The organism is Pseudomonas sp. Tn43, assembly GCF_014192635.1.
GTDB lineage: Bacteria > Pseudomonadota > Gammaproteobacteria > Pseudomonadales > Pseudomonadaceae > Aquipseudomonas.
Map to the genome: position 1 here is coordinate 121,061 of NZ_JACHYG010000007.1, position 24,169 is coordinate 145,229.

Genomic DNA, 24,169 nt, shown 5'->3' on the forward strand with positions numbered 1-24,169 from the left:
GCGTCAGAGTGCGCCCACTCGCTTCCATCCCAGATACCTCGTCACCAACGCCGTACCTAACTCCCCAGGCCTTGCATCCAGCACCGAAACCCCATGAGCATTCAACCGCTCATGGAGTTCGGCCCGTGCGTTCAGGTAATCCAGCGTGCCGCAATAGGCCAGCGCTTCCGGCAACGTCTGCACCGGCGCATGTCGCACTCGATCGAGGGCTTCTTCGCGCAAGCTGACCACCAGCACCTGATGTAGCTGACTCAGGTGTTTGACCGCACCAACCAGACCCTCATCATCTTCATCACGCAGATTGGTCACCAGCACCACCAGCGCCCGGCGTTTCTGTCTTGCCAGCAATTGATTAGCCGCTGCCTGATAGTCGGCGGGGCGTTTGCTGCTAGCGAGATCGTAGACGCTATTGAGCAACACATTGAGTTGGCTGGCGCCCTTGATCGGTGCGAGGTAGCGTGCCTGATCGCCGGCGAAGGTACACAAACCCACCGCATCACCCTGGCGCAAGGCCACGTAGCTGAGCAACAGGCAGGCGTTGAGCGCATGATCGAAGTGCGACAGTTCATCGTCCTGGCTGCGCATGCGCCGGCCGCAATCGAGCAGGAACATGATTTGCTGATCGCGTTCGTCCTCATATTCACGGGCAATCGGTGTGCGTTGGCGGGCGGTGGCTTTCCAGTCGATCTGGCGCAGGCTGTCGCCTTCTCTGAATTCCCGTAACTGGTGAAACTCCATGCCCAGGCCACGACGTGGGCGTTGGCGTACGCCGAGTTGGCTGAGCCAGTTGTCCACCGCCAGCAATTGACCGCCGTAGAGGCGGGCGAAGTCGGGGTAGACGCGGGTGCTGTCGACTACGTTCAATAGACGCTTGCCTGACCACAGGCCCATTGGGCTCGGCAGGCTGATTTCGCAGCGGTCAAAGGTAAAGTAGCCGCGCTTGAGGGGGCGCAGGCGATAGCCGATCTGGCTGTGCTGGCCGGGTTGCAGTTCGACCGACAGGGGCAGGTTTTCGAAACTCAGGCCCTCCGGGGCGTGGTCGAAGATTTGTACATTCAGCGGTTGAGCGAAATCATGCTCGACCTCCAGTCGCACGTCGCCCCATCGACCAAGCGCCAGGCTGCCGGGCATTTGCCGTTGCACGCGAGGCGAGGGCAGTCGTTCGAGGCGGATGGCGTCGAGTATCGCCAAGGCCAACAGCGCCAGGAGCAATCCCCAGTTGATCGATAACAGGTTCGATGGAACGGCGATGTCCAAGGCTCGCAAGGTGCCCAGCACGATGCCGATGGCCAGCAGGGCCGCGAGCCAGATCAGCAGCAGGCGAGAGGGTTTCATCGTGTCGCGGCTCTCTGGCAGGGATTGCATTCAAGAATCTGGAACAGTACCTCTGTGGCGAGCGGGCTCGCCCGCGTTCGACTGCGAAGCCGTCGTAAAACAGGCAGACGCGTTTTATCTGACATTACGCGTCGATAGGTTGTGGGGCTGCTTCGCGGCCCAACGGGGGCAAGCCCCCTCGCCACGGGAGTGTCGGTCACAGCCGTGGTGCCGGCACTTGGTCGAGCAACTGCCGGAGCACCTGATCGACGTCCAGCCCTTCGATGTCCAGCTCCGGGGCAATCCGTACCCGGTGACGCAACACCGACAGTGCACAGCCCTTGATGTCATCCGGGATCACAAACTCGCCACCGCGCAACAAGGCCCGGGCGCGGGCGCAACGTACCAGCGCGATTGATGCACGAGGCCCGGCGCCGAGGGTCAGCCCCGGCCAGGTTCGGGTGGTGCGGGCCAGGCGCACGGCGTAATCGAGTACCTGATCGTCCATGGGCAGCTCACTGGCAATGCGTTGCAAGGCCAGCACATCCTTGGCTTGCAACACGGTGCGCAATGGTTGCACATCCAGCATGTCGGCGCGGGTCGAGCGGCTGACCTGGCGCACCATGTTCAATTCCTGCTCGGCATCGGGGTAGTCCATGCGTACCTTGAGCATGAAGCGGTCGAGTTCGGCTTCCGGCAACGGGTAAGTGCCTTCCTGTTCGATGGGGTTTTGCGTGGCGAGTACCATGAACGGTTGTGCAATCGGCAGGGCGCGGCCTTCGAGGGTAACCTGGCGTTCCTGCATGGCTTCGAGCAGCGCAGCCTGGGTTTTCGCCGGGGCGCGGTTGATCTCGTCGGCCAGCAGCAGGTGGGTAAACAGCGGGCCTTTGCGCAGTTTGAATTGCTCGGTTTGCAAGTCGTACACCGCGTGCCCGGTGACGTCGCTGGGCATCAGGTCCGGGGTGAACTGGATACGTGCGAACTCACCGCCGAAGCAGCGAGCGAGGGCGCGTACCAACAAGGTCTTGCCCAACCCCGGCACGCCTTCGAGCAGCACATGGCCGCCGGCGATCAGGGCGGTGAGCACGTCGTCGATCACGATGTCCTGGCCGATCACGGCTTTTTGCAGTTCTGTTCTTATCGCTTGGGCCAACTGGCTGGCGCGTTGGCGCTGCTGGGCGGCGTGGGTCTGTGTACCGGGCTCGATCTGTTCAGTCATAAGGTGTTCCTCAAATTTTGCAGCTGGGCGACCTGACGGCTGAATTCAGCGTTGGGCAGCCGCTGCTTTGCTCGCGGGCTCATGGCCTGGCTGACGGCGCGTGTGGAGTGGCCAGTCAGGCGTGCGAGCACGAGCCATTGTTCGGCAACGCCGAGTTGTTCAAAACCAGGATGACGGTGACGGACACGACGCAGGATATCTTGCTGCAAGGCTTGCAACAGGCTGTGCTGGCCATTGCGACGCAGCATGAAATCGGCGCTGGCACGCAGGTGTTCCTGAAGTTGACGACGTGCCCTTGGGGCAGGTTCGAGCAATGGGCCATTGCGCACGCCGACGTGCCAGAACCCCAAGGCGATCAAGGCAATCAGGGCCACCAGTGCTTGTGGAAAGTTGCGCCACAGCAAGGTCAGCAGACTGTCGTGATCGGTAGTGAACAGCAGGGTCACGTTTGTGTCGGCCGTCAGGTACCACAGTAACCAGGCGTTGTCGTACTGGTCGATGGTCGGGGTTTTCCAGAGGTCGGCATCGGTGACCACGGTGATCGAGCCCAACCCGTGAGCCACTTGCATCATGTGCGTGGCCTTGCCGCTGTTGGCCCAGGCGTGGGCGAGGTTTTTCGGGTCGTCGAGATGGAACTCGGTATTGAAGCCGACGTAGGCCGGCGCTTCTTCGTTTTCCAGGTACAGCTTGGTCAGTTTCGGGTAGGGATCGTCTTCAGGATCGGGCGGCGGTTCCTTGAGGTCTTTGCTCAGGGACTGGCGCAACTGCACACGATCAAGCAGCAGGTCGTTACTCTGACCGGTCTTCTCATCCCACAGCGCTTCGGCGACGAACAAAAGACGTCCACCGGCCCGGGTCCAGTTCAACACCTGATCCACCTGTCGCGGCGACATGTTCGACCGATCGCCGAGCAACAACAAACTGCGCTGATGAGGCTTGAGCGTAGGCAAGATGTCGAGGCTGTTGGCGTGGCTGACAAGCAGGCCCTGTTTGCGCAGAAAATGCTCGGCCGCCAGATACGGGTTGGCCTGGGCTTCGGGAGACGGGCCGTGATCGATTTCTACCTGATAGGGCGTAGCCTTGACATACAGGTAGATGCTCAACGCGCCCACCAGCAGGGCGATGAACGCACCGACCGAAAGCCACAAACGCCGGTTCAACGGCCCGCTCCCGGGCCGAATAACGCGCGCCAGCCGTCACAGAGTTCCTGCTGCAAATGCGCCGGTGGCAGGCGATGCCCGTAGGCCATGTTCTGCCAGTGCCCGGTGAGGTTTTTACTGAAGGCCAGCAAGGCAGGTTGTTGGAGTTGTTCGACCCGCTGAAGAACTTCACCTTCGGTGTCGGCGGGTTTGAGCGCCATGTTGAAGTCATACAGCAAATGGCTGAGCAGGGCGCGATAGAGCAACCCAAGGGCTTCTCGGGGCTGGGTCTGCCAGAGGCTTTCGGCGCTGGCCGCGATATCGGCGGGCAGGGTTTCGCGGTTGAGGTCCAGGCCAAACGCCTGCTGCGCGAATGGCCGTGTGATTTTGCGATTCAAGGTAGGTCGACGGCTGCCAAAGGCCTGCAGCCAGTCGCGGTAACGCCAGATCATCAACCCAATGGCGGCGATCACTGTGCCCCACAGCAGCATTTCGATCAGGTTGGCCAATACACCAAAGCGTTGGCTGTCCAGCAAGCTGAACAGCGCCTTCAGCCAGGCGGGTGTTTGATCCTCGTCCGCGTTGTTGGCATCGGGTTTGTTTTCGCCAAAACGATAGCGCGTGACCGTTTCCTTGTTCTTGAACGGCGGCTGCTCAAGGATGGCCTTGATGCTGTCCCGAGATGCCTGACTGGTCAGTGGTTGCTCCAGCAAACGGGCGGATTCCGGTGAAACATTCGGTTCGGCAGCCCAGCCATTTTGCGCCGTCGGCAGCAGCAGGGTCGCGGCCAGCAGCAGCGTGACGACCGCGCTGCTCAAGCGTTGGCGCAATCGGCGAAAGACCAGCTCGATATCCCAGGCTTCCAGCCGCGTGCGCCGGTTCAGATAAAGGCTGAAGCCGCAGGCCACATAGATCGGTTCCCAGACAATCAGCACCAGAGCGTAAAAGGTATTGGTCAGGTGTTCCAGCCACCGCCAGTCTTGGGTGGCAGCGGTGATCAAGGTCTGCCAGCCCCAGTCGAGTTCGACCTGTTGCGGCAAGAACATATAGAACAGCACCATCAAGCCGATCCACAGGGCAGTTTCCAGATGCACGCCGATGATCGTCAGCCATTGGGCGGCGCCCGCGTTACGTTGCAGCAGCACGCGTAAACGTTGTTGGCGTTCTTCCCCCGACAGACCTTCGAGTTGCACCACCGGCATCAAAAAACTGCGGCTCAGGCTCAGGCGGCGCCAGGTCAGGCTGGCCAGTAATTGCGGTTGGAGCAGGCGCGGCCACTGGCGCAGGGCCTGCTTCAGCGTGGGCGTTTCGCCGAACATGGCTTTGGACAGGATGTACAGCGGCAGCCGATCGAACGCCGGTTTGAGCCACCAGAACAGGAACACGGCGAGAGAAGGCGAGTCCCACAACAGCAAGGTGAGCAGGGCGAAGATCGGCAAGGTCACGATGGCCCAACTGGTCATCAACAAACGTCGATGGCGCTGACTCAGCAGCACGCCCAGGTCCATGGCTTCCCAGGTCGTTCGCGGGCGTATCACCACACTGGCATCACTCAGGCGCATGGCGAGTCCGTCCGGCGAACAGTAGATAAATCGCCACCAGGCCCCAGAGCGCCGAGCCGACCAGGTATTTGGTCAGCGGCGTGAGCCCGGTCCGCGACGACCAGTAGGCTTCGATAAACGCCGCAATCAGCAGAAACAACATGACTCCGCAAATCAATAACACGCTCTTGCGCGCCGCCAGCTGCAAGGCTTCGGCACGGGGCAGACGCCCCGGCGCGATCAAGGCCCAACCCAGTTGCAGGCCTGCAGCGCCGGCCAGGGCAATAGCGCTCAATTCGAAGGCGCCATGGCCGATCACGAACGACCAGAAGGTTTCGCCATAGCCGATGTGCGTCAGGTGTCCGGCCACTGCACCGATCATCAACCCGTTGTAGAACAGGAAAAACGCGCTGCCCAGGCCAAACAGCAAACCACTGGCGAAGGTCTGAAAGGCGATGCCGATGTTGTGCATGATGTAATAACCGAACATCAGCCAGTTCTCACTGGCGGCCCGTTCGGCCGAACGTCCCAAATGACCGGCGACAGGGTCGTACATGCTTTGCATCTCGCTGACCTGCTCGGCCGGGATCAGGTTGTAGACCCGTTCCGGGAACAGATACACCAGCAACGCGAAGCCGATCAGGCTGCCAAAGAACATCAGGCTGGCGGCCAGGACGAAGCGCCACTGTTGACGCACCAATCGCGGGAAGTCGGCGACGATGAAACTCAACACGTTGGCACCCAGTCGACTGCGATGCCGATAAAGCTGTTGATGCCCGCGCAGTACCTGTTGCTGCAATGAGTCGATCAGGAAACTGCTGTAACCGCGCTCCTGAGCCAGGGCCAGGTGGTGGCAAATCCGTCGATAATCACTGGGGAAACTGTCGACGCCAGAGGCGTCTTCGCCTCGTTCCAGCCGCTCAAGCATGAGTGCAAACTGCTCCCATTCGGCTTGGTGGCGACTTTCGAACAGGCTTTGCTTCATGTGGGGCCTAATAGTGCGCGGGCGATACCGTTGAGTTCGGCTCTCGCTTGTGGCGTCGATACCTGCAATGGTTGCGCGAGTATCGAGGCAAGCTCGTTGGCCCGCGCCTCGGAGAGTTCACCCTGGCGTTCGGCAAATCCGAGGATGGCGCGTTGCTCGCTCAGTGTCAGTGTGAAGGCTGCGCGCCGCGGTGGGACATCAGGCAGCTGTGGGCGGGTGAGCGGTTGTTCGCGGTAGATCACCAGCGTACCGGCGGCCAGGTCGCCGAGGCGTTTGAAGGTGGGATGTTGCAGGCAGCTGATTGCCCCGAGGAAGTAGCCGAATGGCAACATATCGACAAATCGCAGCAGGTTGCGCACCAAGGACGCGGACCAGCCGATCGGCGTGCCATCGTCATGCACCACGCGCAATCCCATCCATTGCTTGCCCGGCGAGCGGCCCTGATTGAGCACCTCGAACAGCACCATGTACCACCAGCTCACCACGAATACTAGAATCGAACCCAGCCCGGCGCCAAGTTTTCCAAGAAACGCCAACACAATGAACAGCAGGCCCAGCATTGCCCCACGCAGAGCCAGGTCGATGGCGAACGCCAGCGCGCGTACCATCAGCCCGGCCGGGCGCAGCGGCAAGTCGATGCCTTCGGGCGTTTCGACGTGATACCGCGTGTCCAGTGGCGGGGCCAGCGTCGCTTTCCCTGGCGGGGCTGTGGTGTCGAGCATGGGCAACCTTGATGTGGCCTGGTCCGTCGGATGCTAGCAGCCTCTCGGGGGAAAACGACATAACTATGTATTGCACGGTGCGTGGTTAGAGATGATTGAATGACAAGAACTCTGGTCGGGGCGCCGCGTGTGCGCCTAGACTTCGCCGGTCTTCAGTTCAGGAACAGCCCGTGACCTCGATCTTCTGGTACGACTATGAAACTACGGGTATCAACCCCCGTTGCGACCGTCCGCTGCAAGTGGCAGGGATTCGCACCGACTTCGATCTCAATGAAATAGACGAACCGGTCAACCTTTATTGCCAGCCCAGTGACGACATCCTGCCGCATCCGGCGGCGTGCGCGATCACCGGTATTACGCCTGCGCGTCTGCTCGAGCAGGGTTTGAGCGAAGCCGATTTCATGACACGGGTGCATGCCCAACTCGCGGCGCCCGGCACCTGTGGGGCCGGATACAACACGCTGCGTTTCGATGACGAGATGACCCGTTACAGCCTGTATCGAAACTTTTTCGACCCCTACGCACGGGAATGGCAGGGCGGCAATAGCCGCTGGGACTTGATCGACGTGGTGCGCGCGGCTTATGCCTTGCGCCCCGATGGCCTCGTCTGGCCCAGGGACGACGAGGGGCGAGTCACGCTCAAACTCGAACGTCTGACCGCCGCCAATGGCATCGATCATGGGCATGCGCACGAGGCGTTGTCGGATGTTCGGGCCACGATTGCGTTGGCGCGTCTGATTCGGGAAAAACAGCCAAAGTTATATGACTGGCTGTTTCAACTTCGCAGTAAGCAAAAAGTCATGGATCAAATTCGGCTGTTGCAGCCGATGGTGCATATTTCCGGACGCTTTTCGGCGGCCCGCAACTATGTGGGTGTGGTTCTGCCGTTGGCCTGGCATCCACGTAATCGCAATGCGCTGATTGTCTGTGACTTGCACCTGGACCCTCAGGGATTGCTTGATCTGGATGCCGAAACCTTGCGTCAGCGGCTTTACACCCGCCGCGATGACTTGGCCGAAGGCGAACTGCCGGTGCCGCTCAAGCTCATACACATAAACAAGTGCCCGGTAGTGGCGCCATTATCGGTACTGCGTCCTGTAGATCAGCAACGTCTGGGGCTGGATATGGCGCTTTATCAGCAGCGGGCGCTGCGGCTAAGTGACGCACAACAAGTTTGGCGAGATAAAGTGGCAGGTATTTACGCCAGTGACGATTTCGCTCAAAGCCAAGACCCCGAGCAACAGTTATACGACGGTTTTATCGGTGATCGGGACCGGCGTCTATGTGAGCAAGTCAGGGCTGCCGACCCGGCGCAGTTAGCACAAGAACAGTGGCCTTTCGATGATGAACGTTTGCCTGAATTATTGTTTCGTTATCGCGCACGCAACTTTCCCGATACGTTGAGCCTGGAAGAGCAAGAACGCTGGCGAATATTCTGTCAGAAACGTTTGTGTGCACCTGAATGGGGCGCTCCCAATACGTTGAATAGTTTTCTGCAGGCGGCTGCTGAACTGGCGACTAGTGCTACATCGTTTCAGCGAGAGGTTCTGGGTGAATGGCAGAATCATGTCCAGACATTACGAAAACGTTTGAGTCTTTGAAAACGAAAATAATCTGCGCTTGAATTTTCAGGCATAAAAAAACGCCAGCGATTGCTGGCGTTCTTCTGGTCGCGGATCAATCTGCGACTGGCATGCGGCTTAGCCCAGCAGGGTAGCCCAACCTTCAACCACATCACCGCCCCACTTGGCTTTCCACTCTTTCAGAGTCTTGTGGTTGCCACCTTTGGTTTCGATGACTTCGCCATTGTGCGGGTTTTTGTATTGTTTAACTTTGCGAGCACGCTTGGTGCCAGTAGTTTTTACTGCGCCGCCACGTGGAGCCTTGGTTTTGGACTCTGGATCCAATAGTGCGATGATGTCGCGCAGGGATTTGGAGTATTCGCCCATCAAGGTGCGCAGTTTGCCTTCGAATTCCAGCTCGGTTTGCAGTTTGTCGTCTTGGGACAGATTCTTCAAACGGGCTTGCAGCTCTTTGATAGCTTCTTCGGTGGCGCGATATTCGTTGATCAAGGACATGGGGACTACCTTATGTTTGGCGCTGGATGGCAGGGATACAGTGCGACAATAATAGTCAGGGTGTTTCACCAAGTAAACATTTAACCGGAGTTTTATTTAAATTAGTTGCGGGAATAGGACACACATTGGAGTGATAGTTAAATAGCGTCACAAATATTCTCAGTTGACCTCTTGAAGATTCCCCACAAAAACACCATCACGTGGGGCGGCGTGGTGTTGCAGAACCCGTGCACGGAGCTGCGGGGAGGTCCATGCGTCATCAATACTGCAGTTTTGCCGCGCAATCGCTAGAATGGCGGCCTTTGCGAAGTTCTGGAGTTTCCCCCTCATGCGCACTTTTCGGCTGGTGATTGCTTGCCCGGACCGCGTCGGCATCGTTGCTAAAGTCAGTAACTTTCTGGCGTCACATAATGGCTGGATCACTGAAGCGAGCCACCACTCGGATAACCTGAGTGGCTGGTTCTTCATGCGTCACGAAATTCGGGCCGATTCGTTGCCTTTCGGTATCGAAGCCTTTCGCGAAGCGTTTGCACCGATTGCCGAAGAGTTTTCGATGGATTGGCGCATCACGGACACCGAGCAGAAGAAACGCGTGGTGTTGATGGCCAGCCGTGAATCCCACTGTCTGGCCGATTTGCTGCACCGCTGGCACAGCGACGAACTGGATTGTGAAATCGCCTGTGTGATTTCCAACCATGATGATTTGCGCAGCATGGTCGAGTGGCACGGTATTCCCTACTACCATGTCCCGGTCAATCCACAGAACAAGGAACCGGCCTTCGCCGAAGTTTCGCGCCTGGTCAAACAGCACGAAGCGGAAGTGGTGGTACTTGCCCGTTACATGCAGATTCTGCCGCCCGAGTTGTGCAGCGAATATGCTCATAAAGTCATCAATATTCACCACAGCTTCTTGCCGTCGTTCGTCGGTGCCAAGCCGTATCACCAGGCTTCGATGCGCGGTGTGAAGTTGATCGGTGCCACTTGCCACTATGTCACCGAAGAGCTGGACGCCGGTCCGATCATCGAGCAAGACGTTGTGCGCGTGAGTCACAGCGACAGTATTGAAGATATGGTTCGCTTCGGTCGTGATGTCGAGAAAATGGTGCTGGCCCGTGGCCTGCGTTATCACCTGGAAGACCGGGTGCTGGTGCATGGCAACAAAACCGTGGTGTTCTGATAGCGGATAGCGATACGGTTGAAATTCGAAGGGCCTGGGCGTTCAATCGCTTCAGGCCCTTCGCCGTTTTTGCACTGAGAACATGACCATGGCCGATCCATTGGACAAAGCCGCTTCCAAAGCACCCGCCACATTGGGCGAGGGTTGTTTGAGTCGCTATGACCCGGATGACCTGAGCCCCGAAGATGGCACGGAGTTTCCCGGTGCCGCCGAGTTGTGGGAGCAGTTGCAGGGCGATTCAGAGGATGAATCCGCAGACTCCTGAAAAAATCCCCTGTGGCGAGGGGGCTTGCCCCCGTTGGGCAGCGAAGCGGCCCCAAACATTCTTTCAGCTATACCCTGGACGCTGATCCTGCGACGGCTGCGCCGCCGAACGGGGCGATGCGGCGTTCCGACAAGCCCCCTCACCACAGGGTGCAGTTGCCGAAGGCTGCGATCTTCTAAGCCTGTTTGAGCTTCATCAGCTTCCTGAGCAATGGCCGCCCGAGCATCAGCAAAAACACCGGGCCACCGATCACCAGGTAAAAGTAATAAGTCACTGTACGCCAGATCAGAATGGCCGCCGCCGCGGTGGACTTCCCGACCATGGGCGCCAGTAGCGCCGCCGATGTCAGCTCCGCCGCTCCGGCACCGCCCGGCAACAGGCTGAACTGCCCTGCACTCAGCGACAGCATCTGGATCAGAAAACACCAGGCCCACTGCAAGTCCGTGCCCAGCCCACGCAAGGCCAGATACAACACGCTATAGCGCAAGAGCCAATGCAGGCAGGTCAGTGCAAACACCGTGATCAATGTCTGAAAGGGCAACTTCAGTGTGTCAGTGAATGCCGCCAGAAAGTGCAGGAGTTTTCGCGCCCAGCGCATCCGGGTGGTGCCTTTGACATTGAGACGAGTGAGCAACCGACCACCCAGCCGAATCAGCGAGCGGTGGTAGCGGGCCGCTAATACGCAGCTGAACAGTCCACCGAACATCGAGATGGCGCTGACGGTCAGCAGCCATTCCATGCGCTGACTGAGGTGCTGGAACAGTGCATAAATCAGAATCCCGCTCAGCGCGCAGAGAAAAAACAACAGATCGCTCAATTGGTCCATAGCGAACACGGCGCTGCCCCTGGCCGGTCGTATGCCATGGCGTGCCAGCAGGGCCATGAGGGTCAGTGGTCCGCCACTGCCGCCGGGAGTAGCGCAGTAAGCAAATTCGGCGGACATCACCACCCCAAGGCTTTTTACCGGACTGATCCTGCCGCGCTGGTCTCCCAGCAACAGGCGCAAGCGCAGGGTGTTGAGCATCCAGCACAGCAGAATCATGCCGAACATGACCAGCAACCATTTCAGCGGAAAGCTCTGCAACCGCGACCATGTCTCGCCGCCGCCCAGCAACGACGGGATGAGCACCGCAGCGAGCAGGGCGACGACCAGCACAATCCCGCGGCTCATGCGGCACGACCGACGACGTCGCGTTGCTGTGCCAGCCAGTTGGCCTTGGTCATCGGCACACGTCCCTCGTCGAGCAAGCGCTTGAGGGTGTGCAGCCAGTAATGACGTGAGAACTCATGACGCATGTCCACCGGGTGCAGGCCCAGACGTATTACCGGCGCCTGGTGCCAACGTTGTTGGCGCTGATCGCTGACGATTTTCGACAGGCCGCGACGCCAGGCGCTGCGCGCGCTCCAGACCAGACCGGGGGCATCGATCGCGGTGAAATCCGGCAAACGATACAGATGCTGCGAGTCGCTGGTGTAGCGCAGCGGTAACTGGCGCAAGGCCTGGCGGGTGCCTTCGCTCATCAGCCAGGCCGGGGCGACGAAACCTTCCAGTGGCCAGTCATAACGGTGAAACACCTCGATTCCAGCCCGCAGGCGGGACAGGGCGGCCTCCAGAGACAGGTCGTAGAACTCGCCTTCATGGGTGTAGATTCGGCGCATGAACCAGTCTCGGGGAGTGACGGGGATCGGCCCTTCATCACAATGGAAGTAACCGTGCAGAGCCAGTTCGTCGCCGCGAGCGATGCGCTGGGCCAGCAAACGTCGAAACGCCGGATAGCCAGCCAGGTCGTTATGTTTATGTAAATCGGGCACCACAAGCCAAGTGATCGGTACCCCGCCCAGTGCGTCGACGGCTTCGACAAAGGCTTGGTAATCGGGCCAGGTTTGCGGCGCAACGTCGTGCAGTACCAATAACAGGCTGGGCGCATTCATGGGCTCAACCATTGGCGATCAGTGGCCATTGAGTGCCGAGTACCGCGTGATAGTGCCCCAGCAGGCTATCGACGACGATGTCCCAGGCGTAATGCTGCTCGACATGGCTACGGGCTTGTTTGCCCAGCGCGGCGCTGCCCTGGCTGAACAGTTCGCGCACCGCGTTGGCCATGGCGGCTGGATTGTTCGGCGCGCAGAGCAGGCCGCACTGCTCGGTGACAATTTCCTGAAAAGCCCCGGCCGCCACGGCCACCACGGGAATGCCGCTGGCCATGGCTTCAAGGACCACCAGGCCAAAGGTTTCCTGATCGCCGGCATGCACCAGCGCATCGGCACTGGCCATCAAGCGCGCGATTTGCGCTGCCGGGTAGAACTCGTTGAGGACGGTGACATTGCGCGGCACCAGGGTCGGCATTGACGAACCCACCAGTAACAGGTGGTAACGACGACCCAGGCGTTTCATGCATTTGAGCAACACCGGCAGGTTTTTTTCCTTGGAGCCACGGCCGGCGAAGATCAGCAGATGGGTATTTTCATCGATGCCCAATTCGGCCCGCAAATCTGGATCCCGTGCATTGGGGTTGAACGTTTGCAGATCGACGCCCAGTGGTTGTACGAAAACGTTCTTCACGCCCAACCCGATCAGTTTATCGGCCATGATTTGACTCGGTGCCAGAACCCGGTCGAAGTTGCCATACAGTTTGCTGACATAAGCTTCGACATTGGGTGTCACCCAATTGCCCATGCGGTTGCTGACCAGCAACGGCAGATCCGAGTGATAAAAACCGATCACCGGGACGTCGAGTTGCCGCTTGGCGTCCAAGGCTGCCCAGGCAGTCAGGTAAGGGTCGCCGGCTTCAATCAAGTCAGGTTGCAAGTCCTGCAAGACATTGCGCCACGGCGCAAGGCGGAGGGGGAAGCGATAACCCTTGCCAAAAGGCAGGGCAGGGGCCGGAACCGTGTAAATGCCATCCTGTTCACTCAAATGAGCCCCAGGAATCAGCAAACTGTGGCGAATGCCCGGCTTGCTGCCCAGGCGACGGTGTTTGGCATCCAGATAAGTGCGCACGCCACCGCTGGCAGGGGCGTAGAACATGGTTATGTCAGCGATATGCACGATGAACATTCCTCCGGTCCGTTTGTTCTCCCTTGGGTTGACCTATATGAAGGATAGATGTTCGTTTGGGGTTTTGCGGGTGGGACGCGATAGTGGGATTTGTGGTATCTGGGTGGACCTCATCGCGGGCAAGCCCGCTCCCACAATGATCTTCGGTGGACACATATTGTGTGTACGACAGAGATCCCTGTGGGAGCGGGCTTGCCCGCGAAGGGGCCAGTTCAGGCACTAAATCCGGAAACTGCCCACCAACTGCTTCAATCGCGAAGCTTGCTGTTCAAGGTCCGAGCACGCTCGCAACGTCGATTGCAGGTTTTCCACGCCTTCCTGGTTCAGCGTATTGATTTCGGTGATATCGACGTTGATCGACTCAACCACCGCCGTCTGTTCCTCGGTCGCGGTGGCCACCGACTGGTTCATACCGTCGATTTCGCCGATGCGCACCGTCACACTGTTCAGCCGTTCGCCGGCCAGGTTGGCGATTTCCACGCTGTCCTGGCTGTGGCGCTGGCTGTCGCTCATGGTGCTGACCGATTCCCGGGCGCCCACTTGCAGTTCCTCGATCATGGTTTGCACCTGTTGTGCCGACTCTTGTGTGCGGTGCGCCAGGTTGCGCACTTCGTCGGCCACCACGGCAAAACCGCGCCCGGCTTCACCGGCCCGCGCCGCTTCAATGGCCGCGTTGAGCGCCAGCAAATTGGTTTGCTGGGAGATGCTGGTGATCACCTCGAGAATTTGCCCGATGTTCACGGTTTTGCTGTTCAGCGATTCAATATTGGTGCTCGAGGCGCTGAGCATCTTCGACAACTGATTCATCGCGGCAATGCTGCGATCCACCACTTGCTGGCCATCCTCGGCCAGGCTGCGCGCATCGCTGGCCTGACTTGACGCTTGCGCGGCATTGCGGGCGATTTCCTGGGCCGCGGCACCGAGCTGGTTGATGGCCGCGGCAACGCTGCTGGTGCGCGAGGCTTGCTGGTCGGAATTGAACATCGACGAGTTCGAGGCGGCCACCACACGCAACGCCACTTCGTTGACCTGGCCGGTGGCCGAGGACACTTCGCGAATCGAGGCGTGAACCCGTTCCACGAAGCGGTTGAACGCCGTGCCGAGGATGCCGAATTCGTCCTGATTCTGGATGCTCAGGCGCTTGGTCAGGTCACCTTCACCGTCGGCGATGTCTTCCATGGCGCGGGTCATGACGTGCAACGGCTGGATCAGGATGCGGATCAGCATGCCGAGCAAGGCGATGATGATCGCCACGGCAATCAGGGTGGCAACGACTGCCGAGGCACGGAATTCGCTGAGCATCGAGAAGGCTTTGTCCTTGTCCACCGACAGCCCGATGTACCAATTGACCGAAGACAGGCCTTTGATCGGGGTGAACGTGACGATGCGAGTCTTGCCGTCGACGTCGATTTCACTGAGTTCGCTGCTGATGCGCGGGGTGTTTTTCGGGTACGCCTCGCTCAGGGTCTTCATCGCCAACGCTTTATCCGGGTGAACCAGGATCTTGCCATCGGCGCTGATCAGAAAGGCGTAACCCATGCCGTCGAAGTCCAGCGCATTGAGGCTGTCGGCGATCACCTGCAAACTCAAGTCGCCACCGACCACGCCGATGCTTTGACCGTCCTTGAGCACACTGTTGACGATGGAAATGACCAACTGGCCGGACGCCAGATCGATGTACGGTTCGGTCAGTGCCGAGCCGCCGGTGCTTTGGGCGCTCTTGTACCAGGGCCGGACGCGAGGGTCATAGCCGTCGGGCATCTTGCTGTCAGGGCGGATGATGAAGGTGCCATCCTTGTTGCCCAGATAAGCGCCCATGAAGGTCGAGGTCACGGCCTTCTGCTCAAGTAATCTGGAGACATTGTCGATGTCAGCGTTCAGGGCGACGTTTTGTGACAGGTTTTCGATCAGCAGGCTGCGTCCGGCCAGCCAGGTCTGGATATTGTTGGCCGTAACGCTACCCATCTCTTGCAGATAGTTGTCCAGATCGTCGCGTATCGCATTGCGCTGCAGATAGTCGTTGTACAACGTGAACGAGGCGAAGGCGGCAATAACGATGAGGGCGGCGGCAAGCAGTATTTTATGGCTGAAGCGCAGATTTTTATTCATGGCTTGGGGGTCCGCTAAAGTCTTAATGTCCAGGGCGTGCTTTTATCAAGGCGCGCAAAATGGGCAGTGTTGAAAGTAAGCTGATATTTCCACCTCTCCTTAGGGAATTACCGACGCTATCTTCAGTCTGGTCTCTCGCTTGTTATCGGCCATGAAGGATCAAAGATTAACCATGGGTGACAAAATGCCTGATTCATCGCAACTCCTTATCGGCGCCGACCTCACGGGCCAGTCCATCGCCCAGGCCATGCGCCTGGCCAACCGTCACGGGCTGATAGCGGGCGCTACCGGGACCGGTAAAACCGTCACCTTGCAGCGTCTGGCAGAAGCTTTCAGCGACGCCGGCGTGGCGGTGTTCGCAGCGGACATCAAAGGCGACCTGTGCGGCCTGGGCGCTGCCGGCAACCCTCAAGGCAAAGTCGCCGAGCGGATCACCGGCATGCCTTGGCTGAACCACAAGCCTCAGGCGTATCCAGTGACCCTGTGGGACATTAACGGTCAGTCCGGTCATCCACTGCGCACAACCTTGAGCGAAATGGGCCCGTTGCTGCTCGGCAGCCTGCTGGAATTGACCGACAGTCAGCAGTCGGCACTCTATGCCGCGTTCAAGGTGGCCGACCGCGAAGGGTTGTTGCTGCTGGATTTGAAGGATTTGAAGGCGCTGCTCAATCATCTGCGTGACAGCCCCGAATTGCTGGGAGATGACGCGGCGCTGATGACCACCGGTTCCAGCCAGGCACTGTTGCGCCGTCTGGCAACGCTGGAACAGCAAGGCGCCGAAGCATTGTTCGGCGAACCGGCGCTGCAACTGGAAGACATGTTGCAACCGGCCGTGGATGGTCGCGGGCGCATTCACTTGCTCGATGCCAGCCGTCTGGTGCATGAAGCGCCGAAGGTCTATGCGACGTTCCTGCTTTGGCTGCTGGCCGAACTGTTCGAGCAATTGCCAGAGCGTGGCGATGCCGAGAAACCGCTGCTGGCGCTGTTTTTCGACGAAGCGCACTTGTTGTTCGCCGATACCCCCAAGGCGTTGCAGGAGCGTCTGGAACAAGTGGTGCGACTGATCCGCTCGAAAGGCGTGGGCGTGTATTTCGTCACCCAGTCGCCGGGCGACTTGCCGGATGATGTCCTGGCTCAACTGGGGTTGCGCATTCAGCACGGTTTGCGTGCCTTTACCGCCAAAGAGCAGAAATCCCTGCGCGCAGTGGCCGACGGTTTCCGGCCGAACCCGGCATTTGATGCCTTGTCGGTATTGACTGAATTGGGAATCGGTGAGGCGCTGGTCGGCACCTTGCAGGACAAGGGCACGCCCGGGATGGTCCAGCGCGTGTTGGTTGCACCGCCACAATCGCGGATCGGGCCGCTGACCGAGACAGAGCGCACCGTGCTGATTGCCGGTTCGCCGTTCAAGGGGCGTTACGATAAACCGGTCGATCGCGAATCGGCGTATGAAGTGCTGATGGGGCGCAAAGGCCTGGCGCCGGCTCCTGAAACCGCGCCGGGCAAACCTGTACCTCAAGAGCCGAGTTTCACCGAACAGGCCGGGGAATTCCTTGGCACAGCGGCAGGCCAGGCGTTGAAATCAGCGATGCGACAGGCGGCCAATCAATTGGGCCGACAATTGGTACGCGGGTTGATGGGGTCATTGCTCGGTGGCAGCAAACGCCGCTGAAAGCCTTTGATTGAACACAACCCCCCGTAGGAGCGAGGCTTGCCCGCGAAGAGGTCCTTGAGACCGCCAAAAGCTTCGCCGGCAAGCCTCGCTCCTGCGGGGTATGTGTCAATTTCAGGTTTTGGGTTTGGCGTGCGCCGCTAACCGCTCCAGTGCCGCCCTTAGATTCGGGTCGGTAATCCCGTCAGCCGTCGCCTGAATGGTCGCCGCCGCATCGGTCGACAAATTTATCGTATGCCCCGCAGCCCCCTGCTGAACGGTAGGCGGTTGAACCTTGAACAAAATCCGCGTCAGGCTGGCGAACTCGTCGAACAGCTGTAATTGCCGTTGCAGACGCTTTTGTTGATAGCGCAGGCGGGTAGCCCAGTGGCCGTCGGTGACAATCAGCAATAAACTGCCTTCGCGCCACGATGCCACATGGCAATGCTCGCGGGCTGCTGGCTGCAACTGGCTTTCCACCAGACGTTGTAAATGGCCCAGGCGTTGAGCATGGCCAAAAATGGCTTTCAGCGGTTTGGCTTCGCGAAGCAGAACGGCGGGGGCTCTGGCCGTGAGAGGGCGAAATGCCATGATCAAACACCTGAAGTAACAGAGCGGCCATGTTAACAGAAAGCACCCGCTGCCCCCGCCCCATTGCTTTGCGAGCGCTTTACCCATTAAATCAACAAGTAACTTGTGCCCTTGATGGGTTGAAGTTCAGCAAAATGCCCTTATCTCAAGTGAGCCCCGTCACAGCGCAGTGCATGCATCGTGGAATAACGCCACTTTCCTCACCATCGTTTCCGGGTAGAATACTCGTTCGCATGCGGCCATGAGGGCTGCACGGGCGACTCACGGGGCCGCCCTCCATCCCTTTAGTGTGGAAGATCCTGCCGATATGTTTGCGCCTTTGTTAAAGAAACTTTTTGGAAGCAAGAACGAGCGTGAAGTCAAGCGCATGCTCAAGACGGTGCAGCTCGTCAATGCCTTCGAAGAGCAAATGGTGGCCCTTTCGGACGATCAATTGCGTGCCAAGACAGACGAGTTCAAGGCCCGCCTCGCCAAAGGGGAAACCCTCGACAAGCTGCTGCCAGAAGCCTTTGCGGTCGCCCGCGAAGCCGGTAAGCGCGTCATGGGTATGCGCCACTTCGATGTCCAGCTGATCGGCGGCATGACCTTGCACGAAGGCAAGATCGCGGAAATGCGTACCGGTGAAGGCAAGACCCTGGTGGCAACACTGGGCGTTTACCTCAATGCGCTGTCCGGCAAGGGCGTGCATGTTGTGACGGTGAACGACTACCTGGCCCGCCGCGACGCCAACTGGATGCGTCCGCTCTACGAATTCCTTGGCATGACGGTCGGCGTGGTCACGCCCTTCCAGCCGCCGGAAGAGAAGCGTGCCGCCTACGCCGCCGACATCACCTACGGCACCAACAACGAATTCGGTTTCGATTACCTGCGCGACAACATGGCGTTCAGCATGGAAGAAAAATTCCAGCGCGAACTCAATTTTGCCGTGATCGACGAAGTCGACTCCATCCTCATCGACGAAGCCCGTACCCCGCTGATCATCTCCGGTCAGGCCGAGGACAGCTCCAAGCTGTACATCGAGATCAACAAACTGATCCCGCAGCTGGAATTGCATGTCGAAGAAGTCGAAGGCGAAGTCACCAAGGCTGGCCACTACACCGTGGACGAGAAGTCCCGCCAGGTCGAACTCAACGAAGCCGGTCACCAGTTCATCGAAGACATGCTCACCCGCGTCGGCCTGCTGGCTGAAGGCGAGAGCCTGTATTCGGCGCATAACCTGGGTCTGCTGACCCACGTTTATGCCGGTCTGCGTGCGCACAAACTGTTCAATCGCAACGTCGAATACATCGTGCAGGACGGTCAGGTCGTACTGGTCGACGAACACACCGGCCGTACCATGCCCGGTCGCCGTTTGTCCGAAGGCCTGCACCAGGCCATCGAAGCGAAAGAAGGGCTGAACATCCAGGCCGAAAGCCAGACCCTGGCATCGACCACGTTCCAGAACTACTTCCGTCTGTACAACAAGCTGTCCGGCATGACCGGTACCGCGGACACCGAAGCGTTCGAATTCCACCAGATCTATGGCCTGCAGGTCATGGTCATCCCGCCAAACAAACCGTTGGCGCGTAAAGACTACAACGACCTGGTGTTCCTGACCGCCGAGGAGAAATACGCGGCGATCATCAATGACATCAAGGAATGCATGGCTCAGGGCCGTCCGGTGCTGGTGGGTACCGCCACCATCGAAACGTCCGAGCACATGTCCAGCCTGCTCGTGAAGGAAGGCATCGAACACAAGGTTCTGAACGCCAAGTTCCACGAAAAAGAAGCCGAAATCATTGCTCAGGCCGGTCGCCCGGGCGCGCTGACTATCGCCACCAACATGGCCGGTCGTGGTACCGACATCCTGTTGGGCGGTAACTGGGAAGTGGAAGTCGCTTCGCTTGAAAACCCGACCCCTGAGCAGATTGCCCAGATCAAGGCCGACTGGCAGAAGCGTCACCAGCAAGTGCTGGAGTCGGGCGGTTTGCAGGTGATCGCTTCCGAACGTCACGAATCGCGCCGTATCGACAACCAGTTGCGTGGTCGTGCCGGTCGTCAGGGCGACGCCGGTTCCAGCCGTTTCTACCTGTCGCTGGAAGACAGCCTGATGCGCATCTTCGCCTCTGACCGGGTGAAGAACTTCATGAAGGCGCTGGGCATGCAGTCCGGTGAGGCGATCGAGCACCGCATGGTGACCAACGCCATCGAGAAGGCTCAGCGCAAGGTTGAAGGCCGCAACTTCGACATCCGTAAACAACTGCTTGAGTTCGACGACGTCAACAACGAACAACGTAAAGTGATCTATCACATGCGTAACAGTTTGTTGGCTGCCGACAACATCGGCGAAACCATCGCCGATTTCCGTCAGGACGTGCTCAACGCAACCGTCAGCGCACACATTCCACCGCAATCGCTGCCTGAGCAGTGGGACGTGGCCGGTCTGGAAGCAGCGTTGCAGAGCGACTTCGGTGTGGCATTGCCAATCCAGCAATGGCTGGACGAAGACGATCACCTCTACGAAGAGACCCTGCGCGAAAAGCTGATGAACGAGCTGATCGCCGCGTACAACGAGAAAGAAGACCAGGCCGGTGCCGAAGCACTGCGCACCTTCGAGAAGCAAATCGTTCTGCGCGTACTGGACGACCTGTGGAAAGACCACCTGTCGACCATGGATCACCTGCGTCACGGCATCCACTTGCGTGGTTATGCGCAGAAGAACCCGAAGCAGGAATACAAGCGCGAGTCGTTCACCTTGTTCTCCGAACTGCTGGATTCCATCAAGCGCGACTCGATCCGTGTGCTGTCGCACGTTCAGGTCCGCCGCGAAGATCCGATCGAAGAAGAAGCTCGCCTGCGTCAGGAAGCCGAGGCACTGGCTGCGCGCATGCAGTTCCAGCACGACGAAGCCCCTGGCCTGGAGCAACCGGAAGTGTTGGGTGAAGAGGTCGATGTAGCCCTCGCCACCGCCACCGCACCGGTGCGCAACGAGCAGAAGCTGGGCCGCAATGAGCTGTGCTACTGCGGTTCGGGCAAGAAGTTCAAGCATTGCCACGGGCAGATCCAGTAAACCCGTTTCATACGCTGAAATACCCGCGCCGCGACCGGCTTATGCCGTCGCGGCGTTTTGCCATTTAAACCACCGCGCCACGTTAAGAAAACGGGGGAATGGCGGTGCAGACACTACTTTAAGGAGCGCATTCATGGCTGTTGGTCTTGGTCCTTTGCCAACGTTGCACCCGGTTGCCGGTTTTGAACTCGGTATCGCCTCGGCCGGCATCAAACGCCCTGGGCGCAAGGATGTCGTGGTCATGCGCTGCGCCGAAGGTTCCACAGTGGCGGGCGTGTTTACCCTGAACGCTTTTTGCGCCGCTCCCGTGATCCTGGCCAAACAACGTGTGCAAGGCCCGGTACGTTACTTGCTGACCAACACCGGCAATGCCAACGCCGGCACCGGCGAACCAGGCCTGGCAGCCGCCGAGCGCACCTGCGCCAAGCTGGCTGAGCTGACCGGCGTCGATGCAAATCTCGTGCTGCCGTACTCCACCGGTGTGATCGGCGAGCCGCTGCCGGTCGAAAAGATCGAAGGCGCGCTGCAAGCCGCTCTCGACGACCTGTCGGTCAATAACTGGGAAGCCGCCGCTACCGGCATAATGACCACCGACACCCTGCCCAAGGGTGCCAGCCGCCAGTTTCAGCACGACGGCGTGACCATCACCGTCACCGGCATTAGCAAAGGTGCGGGCATGATTCGTCCGAACATGGCGACCATGCTCGGCTACATCGCCACCGACGCCAAAGTCTCCCGCGATGTGCTGCAAAACCTGCTGCTGGACGGCGCCAACAAGTCGTTCAACCGCATCACCATCGACGGCGACACCTCGACCAACGACTGCTGCATGCTGATCGCCACCGGTCAGGCTGCTCTGCCGGAAATCACCCGCGCCGAAGGTGAATTGTTCGCCAAGTTGAAGCAAGCGGTGTTCGAGGTGTGCATGGACGTGGCCCAGGCCATTGTGCGCGACGGTGAAGGCGCTACCAAGTTCGTTACCGTGGAAGTCAACGGCGGCGGCAATCATCAGGAGTGCCTGGACGTCGGTTACACCGTGGCTCACTCGCCGCTGATCAAAACCGCGCTGTTCGCCTCCGACCCGAACTGGGGCCGCATTCTGGCCGCCGTGGGCCGTGCCGGCGTACCGAACCTGGACGTGAGCAAGATCGACGTATTCCTCGGTGACGTGTGCATCGCCAGCCGTGGCGCTCGCGCCGCCACCTACACCGAAGCCCAGGGCGCTGCGGTAATGCAGCAGGAAGAAATAACCATCCGCATCGAACTGGGGCGTGGCGATTGCAGCGAAACCATCTGGACCACTGATCTGTCCCACGAATACGTGAAGATCAACGCCGAGTACCGTACTTAAGACCGCGTCGACCCTATCGGGGGCAAGCCCGCCCCACAGGGTCGTGCGGTTGACTCGGTCTTTGTGGGAGCGGGCTTGCCCGCGATGACGGACGGCCAGACATTAAAAATTCTGGCCTGTTCCACTTACCAAAAAGGCGCCCGAACATGAGTCTTCACTTGATCATCGGCGATAAACTGCATACGTGCTGGTCCCTGCGCGACCTTGAAACCCTCTACCAATGGCCGGCCTTCAAGGCTCGGCGCTACGCTGATCTGGAGGCAATAAAGCAGTGAAACGAGTTCACGTAGCCGCTGCGGTTATCCGCGATAGCAACGGCAAAATCCTCATTGCCCGCCGTGCCGACACCCAGCATCAGGGCGGTCTGTGGGAGTTTCCTGGTGGCAAGGTCGAGGATGACGAGTCCGTCGAAACGGCCCTGGCTCGCGAGCTTCACGAAGAGTTGGGCATTGTGGTCAATACTGCGCGGCCGATGATCAAGGTCCGCCACGATTACCCGGATAAGCAAGTGCTGCTGGATGTCTGGGAAGTCTCGGCATTTGCCGGCGAACCCCACGGTGCCGAAGGTCAGCCTTTGGCGTGGGTGACCGCGCGGGAACTGGTGGATTACGAATTTCCGGCCGCCAACCAGCCGATCGTCGCCGCTGCTCGCTTGCCCGGCGACTACCTGATCACTCCGGAGGGCCTGGAAACCCCGGCCTTGCTGCGCGGTATTCAGAAAGCCATCGCTGGCGGCATCAAGCTGATTCAATTGCGCGCCCCCAACGGCTACGACCCGCAATACCGCGATCTGGCGGTGGATGCGGCGGGGCTATGTGCCGGCAAGGCGCAGTTGATGATCAAGGGGCCGTTTGAATGGCTGGGGGACTTCCCGTCCGCCGGTTGGCACATCACCTCGGCACAGTTGCGCAAGTACGCGGCGGCCGGGCGTCCGCTACCGGCGTCACGCTGGCTGGCAGCGTCTTGCCACAACGCTGAAGAGCTGGCGCTGGCCGAGCAAATGGGTGTGGACTTTGTGACCTTGTCGCCGGTGCAGCCGACGCAGACTCATCCGGATGCTCTGCCACTGGGGTGGGAACAGGCCTCAACCCTGATCGAGGGCTTCAGTAAGCCGGTGTTTTTGCTGGGAGGGGTTGGCCCGGCAGAGCGGCAGAAAGCCTGGGAGGCGGGCGCGCAGGGTGTGGCGGGGATTCGGGCGTTTTGGCCTGAGGCATAGCACCCGATCATTCCCACGCTCTGCGTGGGAATGCCTCAACGGATGCTCCGCGTTCGGCTCTTGATTGGGACGCAGAGCATCCCGGGCTGCATTCCCACGCAGAGCGTGGGAACGATCAGTTACTACACTCCGGGTTTCGCCGCAGGCTGCCACAAAATCTCGGCAACCCCCTGACGCTTGGCAATCAACCGTGCCGCCACAAACAATAAATCCGATAACCGATTGATATACGCCAATCCAACTCCGGCCAATGGTTCGATCGCATTCAACTGCTGACAGCGCCGCTCGGCACTGCGCGCCAGGCAGCGGCAAACGTGAGCCTGGGCAATCAACGCCGAACCGCCGGGCAGAATGAAATTCTCCAGCGGCCCCAACTCTTCATTCCAGACATCGATCGCCGCTTCCAGCCGCTCGATTTCCGCCGTGTTCAGTGCCTGATACACCGGCATCGCCAGCTCACCACCCAAGTCGAACAACCGATGCTGGCAGGGCGCCAACACCTCGATGATTTCGTTCAACCCCGGATACGTTTCACTTTGCGCTGCCAGTCCGGCCAACAACACGCCCACCTGGCTGTTCAGCGTATCGACTTCGCCAATGGCTTCGATGCGCGGATGGTCTTTGGGCACCCGGCGGCCATCGCCGAGCCCGGTTTCGCCTTTGTCGCCAGTGCGGGTGTAAATCTTCGACAAGCGAAAGCCCAT

Annotated in this window: 21 protein-coding genes and 1 pseudogene; 8 read left to right on the forward strand and 14 right to left on the reverse strand. The window is 59.4% G+C overall.

Annotation, left to right across the window (positions count from 1 at the left end; all coding sequences use genetic code 11):
* Positions 1–3 precede the first annotated feature (3 nt).
* The 6 genes from FHW68_RS18895 to FHW68_RS18920 form a co-directional block, all read right to left on the reverse strand.
* Positions 4–1,335 carry a DUF58 domain-containing protein gene (locus FHW68_RS18895; protein WP_183682250.1) on the reverse strand — a complete coding sequence of 444 codons (1,332 nt, stop codon included), beginning with the start codon at positions 1,333–1,335 and terminating at the stop codon, positions 4–6.
* A gap of 196 nt (positions 1,336–1,531) precedes the next feature.
* A complete protein-coding gene (locus FHW68_RS18900) occupies positions 1,532–2,533 on the reverse strand; it encodes a MoxR family ATPase (protein WP_095632201.1) in 1,002 nt (333 codons plus the stop codon).
* Complete coding sequence (locus tag FHW68_RS18905) at positions 2,530–3,693, reverse strand: DUF4350 domain-containing protein (protein ID WP_183682253.1); 1,164 nt, start codon at positions 3,691–3,693, stop codon at positions 2,530–2,532. Before FHW68_RS18905 ends, FHW68_RS18900 begins: the two co-directional genes overlap by 4 nt.
* Entirely contained in the window at positions 3,690–5,234 is a 1,545-nt protein-coding gene (locus FHW68_RS18910; protein ID WP_183682256.1) for a DUF4129 domain-containing protein, read from the reverse strand. The genes FHW68_RS18905 and FHW68_RS18910 overlap by 4 nt, the downstream gene beginning before the upstream one ends.
* A complete protein-coding gene (locus tag FHW68_RS18915; RefSeq protein WP_095632285.1) occupies positions 5,221–6,198 on the reverse strand; it encodes a stage II sporulation protein M in 978 nt (325 codons plus the stop codon). The genes FHW68_RS18910 and FHW68_RS18915 overlap by 14 nt, the downstream gene beginning before the upstream one ends.
* Positions 6,195–6,920: an RDD family protein gene (locus FHW68_RS18920; RefSeq protein ID WP_095632198.1), complete on the reverse strand. Its 726-nt coding sequence runs from the start codon at positions 6,918–6,920 to the stop codon at positions 6,195–6,197. The genes FHW68_RS18915 and FHW68_RS18920 overlap by 4 nt, the downstream gene beginning before the upstream one ends.
* A gap of 170 nt (positions 6,921–7,090) precedes the next feature.
* On the opposite strand from FHW68_RS18920, the gene sbcB reads away from it, so the two are divergent.
* Positions 7,091–8,521, forward strand: a complete 1,431-nt coding sequence (gene sbcB, locus FHW68_RS18925; RefSeq protein ID WP_183682260.1) for an exodeoxyribonuclease I — start codon at positions 7,091–7,093, stop codon at positions 8,519–8,521.
* A gap of 99 nt (positions 8,522–8,620) precedes the next feature.
* Here sbcB and mvaT read toward each other — a convergent pair whose 3' ends face one another.
* Complete coding sequence (gene mvaT / locus FHW68_RS18930; protein ID WP_007933316.1) at positions 8,621–8,998, reverse strand: histone-like nucleoid-structuring protein MvaT; 378 nt, start codon at positions 8,996–8,998, stop codon at positions 8,621–8,623.
* Positions 8,999–9,326: 328 nt separating this feature from the next.
* Here mvaT and purU point away from each other — a divergent pair, with 328 nt between their 5' ends.
* Both purU and FHW68_RS18940 read left to right on the forward strand, forming a co-directional pair.
* Positions 9,327–10,175: a formyltetrahydrofolate deformylase gene (purU, locus tag FHW68_RS18935; RefSeq protein WP_007903852.1), complete on the forward strand. Its 849-nt coding sequence runs from the start codon at positions 9,327–9,329 to the stop codon at positions 10,173–10,175.
* Between the two features lie 88 nt (positions 10,176–10,263).
* On the forward strand, positions 10,264–10,440 hold the full coding sequence (locus FHW68_RS18940) for a hypothetical protein (RefSeq protein ID WP_168185080.1): 177 nt from the start codon (positions 10,264–10,266) through the stop codon (positions 10,438–10,440).
* Positions 10,441–10,615: 175 nt separating this feature from the next.
* Here FHW68_RS18940 and FHW68_RS18945 read toward each other — a convergent pair whose 3' ends face one another.
* The 5 genes and pseudogenes from FHW68_RS18945 to FHW68_RS27570 all read right to left on the reverse strand — a co-directional run.
* Positions 10,616–11,611: a lysylphosphatidylglycerol synthase transmembrane domain-containing protein gene (locus FHW68_RS18945; protein WP_183682263.1), complete on the reverse strand. Its 996-nt coding sequence runs from the start codon at positions 11,609–11,611 to the stop codon at positions 10,616–10,618.
* The gene (locus FHW68_RS18950) at positions 11,608–12,384 is read right to left on the reverse strand and encodes a DUF2334 domain-containing protein (protein WP_183682266.1); all 777 of its coding nucleotides are present in this window, start codon (positions 12,382–12,384) and stop codon (positions 11,608–11,610) included. Before FHW68_RS18950 ends, FHW68_RS18945 begins: the two co-directional genes overlap by 4 nt.
* Positions 12,377–13,498 carry a glycosyltransferase family 1 protein gene (locus tag FHW68_RS18955; RefSeq protein ID WP_095632194.1) on the reverse strand — a complete coding sequence of 374 codons (1,122 nt, stop codon included), beginning with the start codon at positions 13,496–13,498 and terminating at the stop codon, positions 12,377–12,379. The genes FHW68_RS18950 and FHW68_RS18955 overlap by 8 nt, the downstream gene beginning before the upstream one ends.
* A 219-nt stretch (positions 13,499–13,717) precedes the next feature.
* Positions 13,718–14,482: a methyl-accepting chemotaxis protein gene (locus FHW68_RS27565; RefSeq protein WP_371916211.1), complete on the reverse strand. Its 765-nt coding sequence runs from the start codon at positions 14,480–14,482 to the stop codon at positions 13,718–13,720.
* Positions 14,483–14,575: 93 nt separating this feature from the next.
* Positions 14,576–15,607: pseudogene (locus FHW68_RS27570) on the reverse strand (cache domain-containing protein); the annotation flags it as partial.
* A 184-nt stretch (positions 15,608–15,791) separates the two neighbouring features.
* Between FHW68_RS27570 and FHW68_RS18965 the strand changes: the two are divergent.
* A complete protein-coding gene (locus tag FHW68_RS18965) occupies positions 15,792–17,279 on the forward strand; it encodes a helicase HerA-like domain-containing protein (protein WP_183682274.1) in 1,488 nt (495 codons plus the stop codon).
* Between the two features lie 114 nt (positions 17,280–17,393).
* Here FHW68_RS18965 and FHW68_RS18970 read toward each other — a convergent pair whose 3' ends face one another.
* Positions 17,394–17,849 (reverse strand): DUF721 domain-containing protein, encoded by a 456-nt coding sequence (locus tag FHW68_RS18970; RefSeq protein ID WP_007906612.1) that lies wholly within the window; start codon positions 17,847–17,849, stop codon positions 17,394–17,396.
* 307 nt (positions 17,850–18,156) lie between these two features.
* Here FHW68_RS18970 and secA point away from each other — a divergent pair, with 307 nt between their 5' ends.
* The 4 genes from secA to FHW68_RS18990 all read left to right on the forward strand — a co-directional run bounded on the left by secA (position 18,157) and on the right by FHW68_RS18990 (position 23,465).
* Positions 18,157–20,898 (forward strand): preprotein translocase subunit SecA, encoded by a 2,742-nt coding sequence (gene secA, locus FHW68_RS18975; protein WP_183682277.1) that lies wholly within the window; start codon positions 18,157–18,159, stop codon positions 20,896–20,898.
* Positions 20,899–21,031: 133 nt separating this feature from the next.
* On the forward strand, positions 21,032–22,249 hold the full coding sequence (gene argJ, locus FHW68_RS18980; RefSeq protein ID WP_095632191.1) for a bifunctional glutamate N-acetyltransferase/amino-acid acetyltransferase ArgJ: 1,218 nt from the start codon (positions 21,032–21,034) through the stop codon (positions 22,247–22,249).
* A 146-nt stretch (positions 22,250–22,395) separates the two neighbouring features.
* Positions 22,396–22,524, forward strand: a complete 129-nt coding sequence (locus FHW68_RS27315; RefSeq protein ID WP_256582833.1) for a hypothetical protein — start codon at positions 22,396–22,398, stop codon at positions 22,522–22,524.
* Positions 22,521–23,465, forward strand: a complete 945-nt coding sequence (locus FHW68_RS18990; protein ID WP_183682280.1) for a Nudix family hydrolase — start codon at positions 22,521–22,523, stop codon at positions 23,463–23,465. The genes FHW68_RS27315 and FHW68_RS18990 overlap by 4 nt, the downstream gene beginning before the upstream one ends.
* Before the next feature lie 122 nt (positions 23,466–23,587).
* On the opposite strand, the gene FHW68_RS18995 is transcribed toward FHW68_RS18990, so the two are convergent.
* A complete protein-coding gene (locus tag FHW68_RS18995) occupies positions 23,588–24,169 on the reverse strand; it encodes a cob(I)yrinic acid a,c-diamide adenosyltransferase (protein WP_183682283.1) in 582 nt (193 codons plus the stop codon).

Coding starts and splice junctions, on each gene's coding strand:
- FHW68_RS18895 (WP_183682250.1), bottom strand. CDS start 1,335: ATGAAACCCTCTCGCCTGCTGCTGATCTGGCTCGCGGCCCTGCTGGCC.
- FHW68_RS18900 (WP_095632201.1), bottom strand. CDS start 2,533: ATGACTGAACAGATCGAGCCCGGTACACAGACCCACGCCGCCCAGCAG.
- FHW68_RS18910 (WP_183682256.1), bottom strand. CDS start 5,234: ATGCGCCTGAGTGATGCCAGTGTGGTGATACGCCCGCGAACGACCTGG.
- FHW68_RS18915 (WP_095632285.1), bottom strand. CDS start 6,198: ATGAAGCAAAGCCTGTTCGAAAGTCGCCACCAAGCCGAATGGGAGCAG.
- FHW68_RS18920 (WP_095632198.1), bottom strand. CDS start 6,920: ATGCTCGACACCACAGCCCCGCCAGGGAAAGCGACGCTGGCCCCGCCA.
- mvaT (WP_007933316.1), bottom strand. CDS start 8,998: ATGTCCTTGATCAACGAATATCGCGCCACCGAAGAAGCTATCAAAGAG.
- purU (WP_007903852.1), top strand. CDS start 9,327: ATGCGCACTTTTCGGCTGGTGATTGCTTGCCCGGACCGCGTCGGCATC.
- FHW68_RS18940 (WP_168185080.1), top strand. CDS start 10,264: ATGGCCGATCCATTGGACAAAGCCGCTTCCAAAGCACCCGCCACATTG.
- FHW68_RS18945 (WP_183682263.1), bottom strand. CDS start 11,611: ATGAGCCGCGGGATTGTGCTGGTCGTCGCCCTGCTCGCTGCGGTGCTC.
- FHW68_RS18950 (WP_183682266.1), bottom strand. CDS start 12,384: ATGGTTGAGCCCATGAATGCGCCCAGCCTGTTATTGGTACTGCACGAC.
- FHW68_RS18955 (WP_095632194.1), bottom strand. CDS start 13,498: ATGTTCATCGTGCATATCGCTGACATAACCATGTTCTACGCCCCTGCC.
- FHW68_RS27565 (WP_371916211.1), bottom strand. CDS start 14,482: ATGTTCAATTCCGACCAGCAAGCCTCGCGCACCAGCAGCGTTGCCGCG.
- FHW68_RS18965 (WP_183682274.1), top strand. CDS start 15,792: ATGCCTGATTCATCGCAACTCCTTATCGGCGCCGACCTCACGGGCCAG.
- FHW68_RS18970 (WP_007906612.1), bottom strand. CDS start 17,849: ATGGCATTTCGCCCTCTCACGGCCAGAGCCCCCGCCGTTCTGCTTCGC.
- secA (WP_183682277.1), top strand. CDS start 18,157: ATGTTTGCGCCTTTGTTAAAGAAACTTTTTGGAAGCAAGAACGAGCGT.
- argJ (WP_095632191.1), top strand. CDS start 21,032: ATGGCTGTTGGTCTTGGTCCTTTGCCAACGTTGCACCCGGTTGCCGGT.
- FHW68_RS27315 (WP_256582833.1), top strand. CDS start 22,396: ATGAGTCTTCACTTGATCATCGGCGATAAACTGCATACGTGCTGGTCC.
- FHW68_RS18995 (WP_183682283.1), bottom strand. CDS start 24,169: ATGGGCTTTCGCTTGTCGAAGATTTACACCCGCACTGGCGACAAAGGC.